Raw genomic sequence first — 14,723 nt, 5'->3', positions numbered from 1 at the left:
ACTCGGCGCCCCCAAGCCTCAGACGTCAAGTGCCCCGGGGTGCGTCTGTTCCCGCACGGTCCGGTACTGCTGCCGTACCGCCTGCCCCACGGCGTGCTCCTCGCCCGGCTCGAAGACCTGCGCGGCCGCGCCCTGCCAGTACGGCAGCCGGCCGTTCAGCGCCCAGGCCGCCTGCCGCGCCGCACCGATCGCCGCGTAGTCCGCGGGCTGCGGCACCACGACCTGCGTGCCGAGCAGCATCGGCGCCGCCGCCTGCACCGCGGGCAGTTCGGCCGCCGCGCCGAGCAGGAAGACCCGGCGCACCTCCACGCCCCGCGACCGCAGCACGTCCAGCGCGTCCCCGAGCCCGCACAGCATGCCCTCGAAGGCCGCCCGCGCCAGATGCTCCGGCCGCATCGACTCGCGCCGCAGCCCGGTCAGGGTGCCCGCGGCGTGCGGCAGGTTCGGCGTCTTCTCGCCCTCCAGGTACGGCAGGAGCACAAGCCCGTGCGCACCCGGCGTCGACTTCATGGCCAGCTCCGAGAGCCCCTCCAGATCGGGCACCCCCAGCATCTCGGCCGCGCCGCGCAGCACCCGCACGGCGTTCAGCGTGTGCACCACGGGAAGATGCATGCCGGTGGCGTCCGCGAGCGAGGTGATCGTCCCGCTCGCGTCGACCAGCGCCTCGTGGTGCACGGCCATCACGGACCCCGAAGCGCCCAGCGAGACGACCGCGTCGCCCTGCTGGACCCCGAGACCGAACGCCGCCGCCATCGTCTCGCCCGTACCCGCCGAGATCAGCAGCCCCTCGGGCGTCGTCCCCGCCGCCTCGGCGGGTCCGATCACCTCGGGCAGCATCGCCTGGTGGCCGAGCGCGAGTTCGACGAGATCGGGGCGGTACGTGCCCGTCGCCGCCGACCAGTAACCGGTCCCGGAGGCCCCGCCCCGGTCGCTCGTGCGCCGCGCGGGCCGTCCGAGGAGCTGCCACACCAGCCAGTCGTGCGCCTGCATGAGAGAGGCGACGCGCCGCGCCGCCTCAGGTTCGTTCTTCGCCAGCCAGCGCAGCTTCGTCACGGGGTGCGCCGCCTGCGGGACGCATCCGACGGCCTGCGCCCAGGCCTCGCGGCTGCCGAGCCCGTCGATCAGGTCGGCGGCCGCGACCTGCGCCCGCCGGTCGTTGCCGACGAGCGCGGGCCGCACGGTGTTGCCGTGCTGGTCCAGGGGGACGACCGCGTTCTGCTGCGCGGAGACGCCGATGGCCTGTACGCCTTCCAGCAGCCCACCGCCCGCCGCCTCACCGAGCGAGAGCAGCCAGGCCTGCGGATCCACGTCCGACGGACGGCCGCCTCCATCGGGGCCCTCCGTCGGATGCGGGGCATAGCCCTGCTTGAGTACGGCACCCGTGTCCGCGTCACAGACCACGATGCGCGTGAAATCGGGCGAACTGTCCAACCCTGCGACTATCCCCATGCCTGGAATTCTGCCGCACCGCACGACGTGACCCGTACCCCAGCTCCCAGGAGCCGCCCCGGTTACGTGTTGGTGGTGCCCCAGTCGTCCTCACCACTGCCCTGCCCGCGCTCGCGCAGCGACCGAACCCGGTCGGCCACCGAGTCCGGGACCCGGTCCCCGACCTTCTCGGACACGGTGTGGAAGGCCTTGCCCGCCACGTCGCGGCCCTGCTGTGTCGCGGACTCCACGGTGTTGCGCACCGCCGGGTTCTGCGCGAACTCGCGGGCGGACTTCCTCAGCTTCTCGTAGCGCTCGCGGCCTGCCCGGGTACCGAGCACGTACCCGAGAGCCAGTCCCGCGACGAATGTGAGCCGGTAGCGCATGGCTGCCACCCTTCCCTTGCCTCGGCATCGATCGTCTGTTCGCTCATCTGTTGCCCTGTGCGGGCGGTGGGGATGCGGTGGGGATACCGATTGGCGGAGCACCCCCCTGCTTGCGCTAATGTATGTGTCGCAGCGACCGCCCGCCGCCTGGAGAGTTCCCAGGTAGCTGCGTTCGATGCAACGAGACGATCCCCTGTAGCTCAATTGGCAGAGCAGCCGGCTGTTAACCGGCAGGTTACTGGTTCGAGTCCAGTCGGGGGAGCTCGGTCTCCTGTAGCTCAATTGGCAGAGCAGCCGGCTGTTAACCGGCAGGTTACTGGTTCGAGTCCAGTCGGGAGAGCTGTGAGAAGGACCCTTGAGATTGCCCTCAAGGGTCCTTTTTCGTGCCTGGTGGAACCATCGGGGCAGCCCTGTGGTCCTCATGGTCGAGCGATGCCGACCATCCGAAGCAGGAGATCGTATGAGCGGCTATGCTGCGGCAGACGGCGCGCACAAATGTGCGCGACGCGCCGTTAGGGGCGGTAGCTCAGCCGGTTAGAGCAGCGGACTCATAATCCGTCGGCCGTGGGTTCGAGTCCCACCCGCCCCACCGAAGCGCTGGGGCGCAGGAACGATTCCACCTGCGTCAGCAGCGCAAACCTCCCCCGTCCTTCTCTTTGAAGTGACGTGCGGATGAGCATCAGCCCCAAAATCCGGGGCAGCAGGGGCTCATGAAGATATTGATCGTCCTGGTGGTCATCGGCCTGGCCGCGGCCTGGTACCTGCAGTCGCGGAAGCGGCGTTGAACGCGCACGCCGGATCCACGGCAGCCGCGCCGGTGGCCGTGCATCCGCCCGCGGGCACCGGAGGCCGCCGGGTGACGGTCCGAGGGGAGATCCTCGGCCTCGCGCACTCCGACGCGGACGTGGTCGAGTTCCTGCGCGTCGCCGGGCTGCCGGACGCCGAGGAACTCCTGGACGATCCCGGCTGGGTGAAATGGCGCGGCGGGGTGGCACACCACTACGAAGCGGCGTAGGCGCGGCTCCGTAGACGGCCTCCGTCTAGAGGGGGGCCTGCCAGGTGGCTGTCGTGCCCGTGCCGACGCCGTCCGTCGTGCCGTCGTCGTAGACCGTCAGGCGTACGCCCGTCCGGCCGTCCGGCAGTGTCGCCCTCGCGTCCACCGCCACCTCGATGCGGGTGACGTCGGGGCGGCGGGACGCGGTGGCCAGGGCGCGGCGCAGGGCTGCCAGGAGGTGACCCGCCGTCGGCTCCGTGACGCGGGCGTCGACGGCGCCGGTGAAGTGCACCGATGGCTGGACGCCGACCACCGCCGCCGCGCCCGCCGTCTCGCGGAGCACCTTGCCGCGGAACGTGGTCGGGGCGTCGGCCGGCGGCTGCTGGAGCGCGAAGATCGCCGTACGGACCTCCTGGATGGTGGACTCCAGCTCGTCAACGGCCTGGTCGAGGGTGGACTCCACCTGCGGCGACGTGTCCCTGCGCCGGGTCGACTCCAGCATCATGCCCGTCGCGAAGAGCCGCTGGACGACGAGGTCGTGCAGGTCGCGGGCGATGCGGTCGCGGTCCTCGAACACCGCGAGGCGCTGCCTGCTCTGCTGGGCGTCCGCAAGGACGAGGGCCAGCGCGGCCTGTGAGGCGAACTGGGTGGCGAGCAGGCGCTCCACGGAGGTGTAGGCGCGCTCGCCCCTGCGGCGGGGCAGTGCGAGCGTCCCAATGAGCCTTCCGCCCGCCTGCAGCGGCAGCATCATGCTCGGCCCGAAGTTGGTCCGTACGTGCGTGGTCATCCGGGGGTCGGTCGCGGAGTCCTCGACGAACACCGGCTCGCCCCCCAGCAGTTGTTCGAGGACCGCGCTCCCGGGCTCGATGGTCGTGCCGATCAAGTCGTTCTGCAGTGCGTGGGGGTGGGTGTCGGCCCCGCTCGGGGGCGTGAGGCCGTCCTCCTCCGCCGTCGCCGCCGCGACGATGCGCATGCCGCCCTGGTCCGTGGGCTGCAGGATCACCCCCGCGGAGGCGCTCGCCAGGATGCGGGCCTGCTCGGCGACCGTCATCAGCGCGTCGGCCGCCGGTTCGCCGGTGAGCAGGGCCGTGGTGACCGCGGCGGCGCCGTCGATCCACCGTTCGCGCTGCCTGGCCGCCTCGTAAAGGCGGGCGTTGCCGATCGCGATGCCCGCCTGGCTCGCCAGGACGCGGAGCAGTTGCAGGTCCTCCTCGGTGAAGCGGCCCGCGCGCTTCTCGGTGAGGTAGAGATTGCCGAACGCCTCGTCGTGGACGTGCACCGGAACGCCCAGGAAGCTGTGCATCTCCGGGTGCCCCTCCGGTACGCCGCACGAGCGGGGGTCCGCCGTCAGGTCGTCGAGGAGGAGCGGCTTCGGCTCGCGGATCAGGGTGCCCAAGAGGCCCGAGTGGCCGTCGGGGAGGGGCCCGATGCGCTCCCGCTCGGCCGCGGTCAGGCCCGCCGTGAACAGGTCGGTCAGCCTGCCGTGCCCGGGGTCGATGACACCGAGCGCGCCGTACCGGGCGCCGGCCAGCTCGGTCGCGCTCTCCACGATGTGCTGGAGCGTGGTGTGCAGTTCGAGGTCCGAGCCGACGCCGAGGACCGCGTCCAGGAGCGGCACCAGGGACAGGGGCAGGTCGTCGCCGTTCATCGCGCGGCGACCCACGCCTTCTCGACGGGGCCCGTCAACGTGACCACCAGGTGCCCGTGCCGAGCCCGGTCAGCCGGAGAGCGGGTTGAGGACCAGGGGCTGGATCTTGCCCTCCAGCATCGCCCCGAGCCCGAGCACGGCGCACACGTCCGGCCGTTCGGCGATCTGGACCGGCATCCCCGTCGCGTCCCGCAGCATCTGGTCGAGGCCGGGGAGCAGCGCGCTGCCGCCGACCATCATGATCCCGCGGTCGGCCAGGTCGGCGACCAGGTCGGGCGGGCAGTCCCGCAGCACCTTGCCGATGCCGTCCAGTACGGCGGTGAGCGGGGTGTGGATCGCCTCGCGGACGGCGGCGGTGTCCACGTGCACCGACCGGGCCAGACCCGTGGCGACGTCACGGCCGTGGATCTCGGTCGACTCGGGACCCTGCGGAGTGAGGCCGTTGCCGCGCAGGGCCAGCTGGAGCGGGCGTACCGACTGGCTGGGGAGCATCAGCTCGTGGTGGTGGCGCAGGTGCTGGACGATCGCGTTGTCGATGGCCTCGCCGCCGACCGGGATGCGCTGGGCCGTCACGATCGACCCGAGGGACAGCACCGCGACCTGCGTGGTCGCAGCCCCGCACACCAGGATCATCGTCGCCTCCGGCTGCTCCACGGGCAGCCCGCAGCCGACCGCCGCCGCGATGAGGGTGTCCACGAGCTCGACCCTGCGCGCCCCGAGCCCGACCATCGTCTCGACGGCGGCGCGCTGGGCCAGCGGGTCCGCGTCGTGCGGCGTGCAGGCGGCGGCGCGCAGCCGGGGCTTGCGGCGCAGGGTGCGGCGGAGCTTCTCGCCCAGGAGGTGGCGCAGCATGCGCTGGGCCATCTCGATGTCGACGACGGTGCCGCCGGAGACCGGCCGCACGACCCGGATGTATCCCGGGGTGCGCCCCGTCATCTGCTCGGCGAACTGGCCGACCGCGATGAGCGCTCCCGTCCGTGTGTTCACGGCGGCGGCGCTGGGTTCGTCGACGACGAGGCCCGCGCCCTTCACGAACACCCGGGTCCTCGCGGCACCCAGGTCGACGGCGATGTGGCAGCGGCGCAACTGCTCCAGACTGACGGTCATGGCAGATCCTCCCGAGAGCGCAGACCGTACGGGCCGTCGGACGACGGTCCTGTCTCGCATCGTGCGGTGGCCGCGGGCGGCGCGCGCGTTGGGCTGAGCCGGGTGGGGTGCCGCCGCACGGGTGGTCTTGATCGCGTCGCGGGCGGCGCAGTTAGCATCCCGTGTGACGCATACGCCCCCGGAAGAAGACGAAGCCGACGGCCCCCACATACCCGGAGCCGCCGGTGGCCCCCCGCTGTCCCCGCTACCAGTGGAGCCCCAGGGGCCCGTCGCGAAAAGGCGGATACTCGCCGATCTGACGCCTTTGCGTACGTCCGTCGACTACCGGCGGCTCTGGGCCGGCAACACGATCTCCTGGATCGGCCAGGCGATGACCTCGCTCGCGGTCTCCCTCCAGGTCTACGACATCACGCACTCCAGCTTCTCGGTCGGCCTCGTGGGGCTCTTCTCGCTGGTACCCCTCGTCGTGTTCGGCCTGTACGGGGGCGCCATCGCGGACACCGTGGACCGGCGCAAGCTCGGCCTCTGCTCGTCGCTCGGCTCGTGCGGGCTCTCCGTCGCCCTGGCCGCGGGGGCGTTCGCGGGCTTCCACCACGTGTGGTTCCTGTACTCCGTGGTGGCGCTGCAGGCGGTCTGCGGGGCGCTGAACTCGCCGGCCCGGTCCTCGATGATCCCCCGGCTCCTTCCGCAGGAGCAGTTGCCCGCGGCCAACGCGCTGTCGTCGATCACGACGACGGGGGGCATGATGCTCGGCCCCATGCTGGGCGGCCTCATCGTCGGCCTGTGGGGGTACCAGATCGCGTACACGGTGGACGCGGTGGCCTTCAGCGCGTCCCTGTACGCGATGTGGCGGCTGCCGGCGATGCGGCCCGAAGGCTCGGAGGAGGGGGTGCGCAGGAAGCGGGCCTCGGTCCTCGACGGCCTGCGGTTCCTCGCCACCCGGCCGAACCTGCGGATGACCTTCTTCACGGACCTGTGCGCGATGGTGTTCGCCCACCCGCGGGCACTGTTCCCCGCGGTGGCGGTGGTGTGGTTCGGGGGCGACGCGAAGACGGTGGGCCTGCTGGTCGCGGCGCCCGCGGTGGGGGCGCTGCTCGGCGCGGTGTTCTCCGGCTGGCTGGGGCGCGTCCGGCGGCACGGGCTCGCCATCCTCGTCGCGGTGGCCGGGTGGGGCACGGCGATCGCCGTCTTCGGCCTCACCCGGAACCTGTGGCTGGGGCTGTTCTTCCTCGCGGTGGCGGGCTGCGCCGACACCATCTCGATGGTGTTCCGGAGCACGATGCTCCAGGCGGCCGTGCCGGACGAGATGCGGGGCCGGCTGCAGGGCGTCTTCATCGTGGTGGTGGCGGGCGGGCCACGTCTCGGGGACTTCATCGCCGGGTCGGTTGCGGACCTGGCGTCGCCCGGGGTGGCCGTGGTGGGGGGTGGGGTCGCGTGTGTCGTCGGCGTGGGGTTGCTGGCCCTGCGGTGGCGAAGGTTCGCTCGGTACGACGCGAGGGCGCCGGAGGCGTAGTGGGGGCGTTCAGCGGTCGGGGAGCAGGCCGACCAGGCGGGACAGGTCGCTGATCGTCGTGTGGGCGCCGGCGGTGGTCAGGCGTTCGCGGGCCGCGGGGTTCGGTGCGTATCCGACGAAGGCGACGCGCAGGCTCCGGGCGGCGGCCGCCTCCGCCGTCGTGGAACCGACCATCACGCAGCGGTCCGCCGGGGTGCCCAGCTGCTCCAGCGCGCGGCGCGGGCAGTCGGGGTCGGGCATGAGGAGGGTGAGGTCCGAGGTGCGGCCGTGGATCTCGACTTCGGGGAGATGGAGCCCCTTGGCGCCCAGGTAGGCCACCACCGCCCGCGCCGAGGTGTCGGTGACGACGGCCAGGCGGAGGGCTCTCTCGGGCTGGGCCAGGGTGTGCAGGACGGACGCGACGTAGGGCTCCGGCTTCGCGGTGAGCGCGGCCTGCATCTCGATCTCCTCCAGGCGCGTGCGCAGTTCCCGGGCCAGCGTGCGGTGCCGGGCGACGGGGCGGAGCACGTCCATGGGGTGGACGCGGTCGGCCGTGCCGCCCGTCACGTGCTGCTCGGGCAGGAGGGGGGTGCCGGCCAGCGCCTCCTCCGGGTCACGCCGCTCGGCGATCAGTGTGGTGAGGGCGCGGGCGGCATGGCGGGCGGACTGTTCCGAGTAGAGCCGGGCGAGGGTCCCGTCGAAGCCGAGGAGGACGGCCTCGACGGTGTCGGGCAGCGGGACGGGGGGCTGTTCGGTGGACACCTCGCAGTACCAGTCGTCGGACTGCGGGACCGGATCGAAGCGGTGGGGCAGACGGCCCGAGCGGTTGAGGCGCTGGTGCAGGTCGTTGGAGACGATCACGACGGCGCGTCTGCCGTCGCGCCCGAGCAGATGACGCGGCCCGGACGGGATCGTGGGCGCCGAGACCGTCGGGTCCGGCTCATGGGTGAAGGTGACCCCGAGCCCGAGCACGGGGAAGGCCTCCAGCGCGGACGGAAGTTCGTTGACCGTGGTGGTCAGTACGTGCAGGACATGCACCTCGGGGGCCACGGTCACGTCCCAGCCGCGTGGGCGCGGACGCATCGCGAACTGATCGGGGGTGATGCCGCCCCGGATGAGGAGGTGGGAGATCTCCCGCCCCAGGTTCTGCCGTACGTCCTCCTGGCGTCCCGCAGGGCGGGCCAGGTACTCGAAGGTGACCGTGGTCGGCGGGGTGACCGGCTGGTCGTCCGCGGTCTCCCGCCGGACGCCGAGGTCGTCGAGCTGGTCGCTGGGGAGTTCCTCGTTCGGAGTGAGCACCTCGTCGTCGGTGTGCGGGAACTCGCGGAGCAGGGACTGCCGCAGGCGGTTGACGTCGGCGCGGGTGGCGCGGGCCGCCGGGCCGGGCACGCCTTCCAGCGGGGTGCCGCGCCACAGCTCCAGGGCGGCTCTGCTCAGATCGCGGGCCCGGGCGGAGTCTCCCGCGAAACGGGCGTCACGGGCGTCGTCGTGGAGCCGCTGGAAACGGAACAGGTCGACCGCGTCGGGACCCGTCGGGAGGGCCAGGGCGTATGTGCCGCTCCCTGCCACCACGGAGTCGGGGCCCAGCGCGTTGCGGAGGCGGGAGGCGTAGGTGCCGATGAGCCGGGGCGCGTCGGCGGGTCTGTCGCCCCCGCCCCAAAGGCCGTGCATCAGCTCGTCGAGAGGCACGTCCCGGCCGCGCCCGAGCAGCAGCATGCAGAGCATCGCCTGCTCGCGGCCGCTGCCGGTGGCGAGGGGCCGGCCGCCGCGGGCGACGCGCAGAGGGCCGAGCAGGGAGTACGTGCGCTCGTACGACGTGGGCGAGGCGAGCCGCGCGAGCCGCCGGAGGCCCTGGCTCCGGCGCTCCGGGTCGGTGGAGCCGAGGTCGGTGACGGCCGAGAGGAGCGTCTCGCCGATGCCGCCGGGCTCAGCGATGCCGCCGGGTTCCGTGATGCCGTCGGGATCACTGATGCCGCCGGGCTCGGTGACGCGGCGGCGGTCGGTTGTCCCGGGCGGGCTCAACATGCCGATCCCCTCCACCAGTTCGGAGGGCGCCGCCGCGTCCGTCCCGGCGGCCTCGCCGGTCCCGGCGTACATCTGGCGTACGAGGCGGCCGAGCGCGGCGAGGTCGGCCGTGCCGCTCTCCTCGCCGTAGGGGATCAGCGTGAAGCCGCACAGCACGGCGCCCCCTCGCGGCGGGAGCCGCACGAAGGCGGGGGAGAGGGCGCCATGGGTCATGCCCGCGGTGTGCAGGGCGGAGACCGCGCGGGCGAGGGGCGGGACCAGATCGAGGAGGAGAGGGGCGGGCAGCCCGTCGGGGTGGTCCGCCAGGAGCTCCGCGAGGTTGCGGCCCTCGATGAAATCCATGACCACGTACGGGACTTCGCCGTTCGCGTAGTCCCGTACGGCGGCCACCTGCGCGTGGCGGAACCGCGACAGCTGCCGCGCCGCCCGCGTGAAGTCGGCGCGGAGCCACTGCGGTGCCTGCGGGTAGCGTTGCACCACCACGGGCTCGCCGCCCCGGCGCAGATCCTCCGCGAGCCACACGCTGTCGCTCTGCCCGATCCGCCGCACCATCCGGTAGCGATCGCCGAGAAATCCCGCCCCCCGGCCCCCGCCCAGCTGCCGCACACTGTCCGGGGTGACCGTCGCGAAGGGCTCGCCCTGCGGTGTCTCCGCTTCCGAGACCCCGCCGGACGTCGCCGCCACCGCCCGCAGCTCGCCGGGTGCCGTACCCGCCCGCTCGTCGATCAGCCCGCCGACCCGGGCGAGCAGCTCCCGCGTGCGTCCCCGTGCGGTACGGGGGAGCGTACGGAGCAGCAAGTCACGTACGCCGGGCCGGAATTCGTACGACCCGGCGCCCTCGCCCGAAGCCAGCATCCCGCTGAGGATCACCTCCGCCAGATGCTGCGGACGCGGGCGCTCCTCCACCGCGGCCTGGACGAGCCGCATCACCGGCAACTGGGCCTCGCCCACCGCGAGATGCCCTGCCAGGCGGAACGCCTCGGGAGAGGCGGTGGAGCGGAAGCGGAGCACGAGGTCCTCGGGCGAGGCCGGCGTGACGTCGTCGGCGGACGTCTCGGCGTCGGGGGGCGCCGGAGCCGGACCGAGCCACCCCACCGCCCCCGGCAGCCGCGCCCCACCCGCGTCCGCCACCAGCGCCGCCCAGTTGGCGAGCCACGGACCGGCGGGTTCGAGGACCGGGACCGGCACCGCTGCGGCGGGCGGCGCCTCCGACGCGGCGTACGGAGTGAAGGAGAGCGCGGCGGACGGTGCCGCGGGGAACGGGGCCGAGAGTGAGCCCGGGGTCGTGGGCAGAGCCGTGGTGCGCCAGAGGCGTTCCGGGAGTGGCTGGATCACGGCCACGGGCTGGTGCGCTGCCCAGCGGCGCAGCGTGCGGTACCAGCGGGTGCCCGCCGCGCCGTCGCGCCACTGCGGGCCCATGCAGTCGCTGATCACCAGGGTGACCGTGCGGCCCGACGCGGGGGCGTGCGCCGCCTGGGGCGGGACCGTGCCGTCCGGCTCCGCGCGGTGCAGCTCCACCGTGCGGAAGATGCCGGACTGGGCGAGTGCCGTGTGCAGTTCGTGGACCAGGGGGCGCCAGATCGGCATGGTGGGGCCCGCGTCGTACACCAGGCACAGGCGCAGCCAGCGCTCCTCGGCGGGGCGCAGGACCGGCAGCCAGCCGCGCGGGTGGCCGCCGAGGCGGGCGATGCGGTGGGCCGTGGCCTCCTCGTCGATGACCTGGCCCACCGGGGAGGGGGCGCGGCGCTTCAAGGGGCGCAGGGCGCGTTGCAGGGTGAGGGGGTGCGTCACCATCGGGGGGACGGGGACCCGGACCGGGGTGTGGCCGGCTGCCGTCTGTGGTGCGTCGGAGGTGCTCGACGGGTTCTCGGGAGAAGCGCCGGCCGCCGCTGTGTCGCCGTCGGGCCGGGCGGGCAGCAGCAGCGGCACCCGGTCGTCCGATGCGGGAGCAGGCGCGGGGTCGGCCGGGTGCGGTGACGGCGACGGGCTCACCGGCGCCGGCGTGGGCTGCGTCGGCGCCGGGTCGGCAGAGGCTTCCTGCCGCGTCGGCCCGGCGCCGCCCATCTGCCCGGCGAGCCACAGCAGTTCGGCGAGTTCGGTCGCCGTGGGGCGTGCCCCGTCCGCCGCCTCCGCGAGGAGATCGGCGAGCCGTGCGACGGGGCCCCGGTGCCGGGGGGCGTCAGAGTGCATCGGGGTCGCCCATCTGCCGTGCGGGCCAGGGGAGTTCGGCGAGTTCGGTCGACGTGGGGCGTGAACCATCCGCCGCTTCCGTGAGCAGATCGGCGAGCCGTGCGACGGGGCCCCGGGGCTGGGGCGTGTCAGAGTGCATCGGGGTCGCCCATCTGCCGTGCAGGCCAGGGGAGTTCGGTGAGCTCGGTCGTGGTGGGGCGTGCCCCGTCCGCCGCCTCCGCGAGGAGATCGGCGAGCCGTGCGACGGGGCCCCGGGGCTGGGGCGTGTCAGAGTGCATCGGGGCCCGGGTCCGCGGCCTGCGTCAGGTACGGCATCAGTTGCCGCGCGAGCTCGTCGCGGGACGCCGCGTCGACACCCGCCGCGCCGGTCAGGTAGATCGCGTTCAGGAGCTGGTCGGTGGCCAGTTCGCCGCCTGTGCCGCGTTCCAGGAAGCGGGCGATGAGCGTGCGGGCGTAGGCGTCGGGCTCGCCGAGGTGGGCCCGGACGATCTCCTCCAGGTGCTCGTCGCGGGGCTGGCGCAGGCGCAGCGTGACGCAGCGGCGCAGGAACGCGGGCGGGAACTCGCGCTCGCCGTTGCTGGTGAGGACGACGAAGGGGAAGGCCCGGCACCGCACGCGGCCGCGCTCGACGGTCACCGGGTCGTCCGAACCGTCGGCCAGGAGGGCCGCCCTCGGGGTGTGCTTGGCGATCCGTACCAGCTCGGGGATCTCGTACTGGCCCTCCTCCAGGATGTTCAGGAGGTCGTTGGGCAGGTCGAGGTCGCTCTTGTCGATCTCGTCGATGAGGAGGGCGCGCGGACGTTCGTAGGGGAGGAGCGCCGTGCCGAGCGGGCCGAGGCGCAGGTGGTCCTCGACGCCCGCGCCGTCCCGCGACGCCTTGGTCCGCGGGGCGCGCCCCGCCGCGTACAGCCGCGACAGCGGGTCGTACTGGTAGAGGCCGTCGTGCAGGGCGCTGCGGCTCGTGATGTTCCAGCGCAGTACAGGGCCGAGGCCCAACTCCCGCGCCACCGCGTACGCCAGGCTCGACTTGCCGCTGCCCGGAGGGCCCGTCACCAGGAGTGGACGCCGCAAGTAGAGGGCCGCGTTGACCAGTTGTACGCAGGTCTCCGTGGCCCGGTACGTGTGCGCCCGGTGCACGCGGTCGGGGGAGGTCGCCGAGCCGTCGTCCGTGGGAGCGTCGAGGACCGGGCCGCCGTCGAAGGCGCGCCAGGGCGGCGGCGGAGGCAGCCGGGTGATCCCGTCGTGGGGCTCGTTCGTGCCGGTGTAGACGGGCCACAGGGACATGATCGGGGTTCTCCGTGTTCCTACGTGGGACTCAGGACGCGTACGGCGGGCTCAGGCGACGGGGGAGTGGCGGTGGGCGGCGGGTGTGTCGGGGAAGCAGCGCGGGTCGTCCCAGAGGAGCTGTACGTCCCTCGCCCAGTGGGTGTCCGGCTCGTCCGACGCCTCCGCGGTCTCCCGCAACGTCAGGATGGTGCGCGGGAGTTCGGTGGGCGGCTGCCCCTCGATGTGGGCGGCGATGCGGTCCAGGAAGTCGGAGCCCGGGCAGGTCGTGTCGTCGCGGTGGCCGGGGTCCTGGCAGCCCGTTCGCGGCCACAGGATGACCGGCACCGGCACGGTGAGCGAGACATCGAAGTGCGTCACGTCGGTGTCGGGGCCGCCGCGCCCGGTGCGTGGCGGTGCGGCGAACCCGGCCAGATCCGCGCCGTCGCGCCGCAGCCGGAACCGCAGCTTGTTCGGTTTCTCCTCGGTGCCGCACTCGACGCGGTGCAGGACGGTCGCCGGGCCGTCGTCCAGGTGCTCCCACTTGCGGGCGAGGCGGTGGCGCAGACCGCCCTTGCGGCGTGACCGGTCGGTCACGACCAGGGGGTACGAGCAGCCGAGCGGGGTCGGGTCGTCGGCCCCGCACTCCCATCGGGCCACCGGCCAGTTGAGCAGCGCGCGGGGCAGCACGAAGGCCAGCAACTCGTCCGTGCCGGGGGTGAGATGGGAGAAGGCGTCGTCGACGCGCTCCTGCACGTACGCGCGCACCTGCCCCGCGGGCAGGGTGTGCGAGCCCACGGGGTGGCGCAGCCCCTCGCGGTAGGCGGAGACCTCGACCAGGAGCTGGTCGTCGCCCGCGCCGCTGTGGTCGATCTCGACGAGGATGGGGGACCAGACCGGCGGCTCCCCGGGCTTCGGCGGGGCAGGGGCCGCGGGCGCTTCGAGCAGGCCCGCGAGACGGTCGGCGAGGCGCGTCACCGCGTCCGGGTCGTCGACCTCCCAGAGGATGTACCAGGCCGCCGACCACAGCGAGCCGAACCCCTCCGGCGGCACGGGCGGCCCGAGCGGGCCCACCGCGTCGCGGTACAGCCGCTCCGGGTCGCGGGCGGCGCCGGTGTCCGCCGCCCGGTCCACCAAGGCGCGCAGCCGTTCCTTCGCGGGGCGCCGATGGCCGGGGATGGGGACCAGGTCGCCGAGCGGGGGCCAGTAGCGCGCCATGACGGGGGTGGGCAGCATCCGTCCGTTGCGCACGCCGCTGGACGCGCGGGCGGCGGCCGACACCATGCCCACCACTCGGTTGCTGTCCGCGAGGGTCACCGCCGCGCCGCTGAACCCCGGCGCCAGGGACTGCCCGTGCGCGCTCCACGCCTCCAGCTGGACCCACTCGTCGGCGATCCGCTGGGCGGCGGTGGCGCGGTACTCGGCGAGGGTGCCCTCGCGATAGCCCTTGGGGAAGCCGTACACGAGGAGCCGGGGGCGGGGTTCGGCATACGCGTCGTCGGGCGCCGCGAACTCGGCGGGCCGTACCGGCACCGCGTGCGCGAGCTCAAGGACGGCGAGGTCTCCCAGGTCGCCGCCGTGCCCGTCCCAGCCGCCGTGCGCCTCGACGGCCGCGTTCACGACGCCGAGATCCTCACGGTGCGGGAAGGAGACGGTGACGGGCGCGCCGCCGTCGCTGCCGCGGACGACGTGCGCACAGGTCAGCACGTGCCGCTCGGACACGAGGAACCCCGCCCCGACCTCGCTCCCGCACGCGATGCGGGCGTGCCACGATGCGCTGCTCATGGGGCGGGGGTGGCCTCCGGCGGGGTCGCGGCGGCGGGCCCGTCCGGGGTCCAGGCGAGGCGCACCACCAGGTGGCCCTCCGCCGTGCCCTTGACGATCACCGCGCCCGCCTCCGCCGACATCCGCACGCCGAACTCGATCTCCACCGAGTCCGGGCGCAGGCTGCCGTCACGGAACACCCGCAGCGCGGACTCCGCGGCCGCGCGGGCTCCGGCGAGCGACTCCTCGAAGGTGCGGACCGCGCGGGCGGGGCCCTCGCCGCGCGAGATGAGGTGGGAGCCGTGCGTGTCCTCCACGTCGGCCATGACGACCCGCGTGCCGTCGTCGGTCGTGAATTCCACCAGATCGTCCACCAGTGCCCCCGTCGCCCCCGTGCCGCGCCTGCCAACCGCATTGTTACGGAAG

The 14,723-nt window shown here is 73.7% G+C and carries 12 protein-coding genes and 3 tRNA genes; 5 read left to right on the top strand and 10 right to left on the bottom strand.

Translation table 11 applies throughout. The features are described 5' to 3' along the window. Positions 1–18: 18 nt before the first annotated feature. Together ACWD02_RS01835 and ACWD02_RS01830 are read right to left on the bottom strand one after the other, a co-directional pair. Positions 19–1,449, bottom strand: a complete 1,431-nt coding sequence (locus ACWD02_RS01835; protein WP_451203400.1) for a xylulokinase — start codon at positions 1,447–1,449, stop codon at positions 19–21. Positions 1,450–1,511: 62 nt separating this feature from the next. After that, positions 1,512–1,814, bottom strand: coding sequence for a YtxH domain-containing protein (locus ACWD02_RS01830; protein WP_451203398.1), 303 nt, complete (start codon positions 1,812–1,814; stop codon positions 1,512–1,514). Between the two features lie 189 nt (positions 1,815–2,003). On the opposite strand from ACWD02_RS01830, the gene ACWD02_RS01825 reads away from it, so the two are divergent. The 4 genes from ACWD02_RS01825 to ACWD02_RS01810 all read left to right on the top strand — a co-directional run bounded on the left by ACWD02_RS01825 (position 2,004) and on the right by ACWD02_RS01810 (position 2,829). Beyond that, a tRNA-Asn gene (locus tag ACWD02_RS01825) sits at positions 2,004–2,076 on the top strand. 5 nt (positions 2,077–2,081) lie between these two features. Beyond that, positions 2,082–2,154, top strand: a tRNA-Asn gene (locus ACWD02_RS01820). 175 nt (positions 2,155–2,329) lie between these two features. Beyond that, a tRNA-Ile gene (locus ACWD02_RS01815) sits at positions 2,330–2,403 on the top strand. A gap of 192 nt (positions 2,404–2,595) precedes the next feature. Beyond that, positions 2,596–2,829, top strand: a complete 234-nt coding sequence (locus ACWD02_RS01810) for a hypothetical protein (protein ID WP_451203396.1) — start codon at positions 2,596–2,598, stop codon at positions 2,827–2,829. 25 nt (positions 2,830–2,854) lie between these two features. Here the strand turns inward: ACWD02_RS01810 and ACWD02_RS01805 are convergent, their stop codons facing one another. Together ACWD02_RS01805 and mreB are read right to left on the bottom strand one after the other, a co-directional pair. Then, positions 2,855–4,456, bottom strand: a complete 1,602-nt coding sequence (locus tag ACWD02_RS01805; RefSeq protein WP_451203394.1) for a GAF domain-containing protein — start codon at positions 4,454–4,456, stop codon at positions 2,855–2,857. A gap of 69 nt (positions 4,457–4,525) precedes the next feature. Continuing rightward, on the bottom strand, positions 4,526–5,563 hold the full coding sequence (gene mreB, locus ACWD02_RS01800; RefSeq protein WP_451203393.1) for a rod shape-determining protein MreB: 1,038 nt from the start codon (positions 5,561–5,563) through the stop codon (positions 4,526–4,528). Between the two features lie 250 nt (positions 5,564–5,813). On the opposite strand from mreB, the gene ACWD02_RS01795 reads away from it, so the two are divergent. Further along, complete coding sequence (locus ACWD02_RS01795) at positions 5,814–7,076, top strand: MFS transporter (protein WP_451203391.1); 1,263 nt, start codon at positions 5,814–5,816, stop codon at positions 7,074–7,076. A 9-nt stretch (positions 7,077–7,085) separates the two neighbouring features. Here the strand turns inward: ACWD02_RS01795 and ACWD02_RS01790 are convergent, their stop codons facing one another. The 6 genes from ACWD02_RS01790 to ACWD02_RS01765 are packed head-to-tail and all read right to left on the bottom strand — an operon-like array spanning position 7,086 to position 14,671. Then, positions 7,086–11,270, bottom strand: coding sequence for an SAV_2336 N-terminal domain-related protein (locus ACWD02_RS01790; RefSeq protein ID WP_451203389.1), 4,185 nt, complete (start codon positions 11,268–11,270; stop codon positions 7,086–7,088). After that, positions 11,260–11,409, bottom strand: coding sequence for a hypothetical protein (locus tag ACWD02_RS01785; RefSeq protein WP_451203387.1), 150 nt, complete (start codon positions 11,407–11,409; stop codon positions 11,260–11,262). The genes ACWD02_RS01790 and ACWD02_RS01785 overlap by 11 nt, the downstream gene beginning before the upstream one ends. After that, on the bottom strand, positions 11,399–11,548 hold the full coding sequence (locus ACWD02_RS01780; protein ID WP_451203385.1) for a hypothetical protein: 150 nt from the start codon (positions 11,546–11,548) through the stop codon (positions 11,399–11,401). The genes ACWD02_RS01785 and ACWD02_RS01780 overlap by 11 nt, the downstream gene beginning before the upstream one ends. Beyond that, positions 11,538–12,554: an AAA family ATPase gene (locus ACWD02_RS01775; RefSeq protein WP_451203383.1), complete on the bottom strand. Its 1,017-nt coding sequence runs from the start codon at positions 12,552–12,554 to the stop codon at positions 11,538–11,540. The genes ACWD02_RS01780 and ACWD02_RS01775 overlap by 11 nt, the downstream gene beginning before the upstream one ends. Positions 12,555–12,605: 51 nt before the next feature. Next, the gene (locus ACWD02_RS01770) at positions 12,606–14,318 is read right to left on the bottom strand and encodes a VMAP-C domain-containing protein (RefSeq protein ID WP_451203381.1); all 1,713 of its coding nucleotides are present in this window, start codon (positions 14,316–14,318) and stop codon (positions 12,606–12,608) included. Further along, positions 14,315–14,671: a CU044_2847 family protein gene (locus tag ACWD02_RS01765; RefSeq protein ID WP_451203379.1), complete on the bottom strand. Its 357-nt coding sequence runs from the start codon at positions 14,669–14,671 to the stop codon at positions 14,315–14,317. Before ACWD02_RS01765 ends, ACWD02_RS01770 begins: the two co-directional genes overlap by 4 nt. Positions 14,672–14,723: the final 52 nt, after the last annotated feature.

The sequence above is a fragment of the Streptomyces sp. NPDC002853 genome (genome assembly GCF_053591915.1).
Note: the sequence above shows the minus strand (reverse complement) of the source record. Positions and strands in the feature narration are given on the sequence as shown.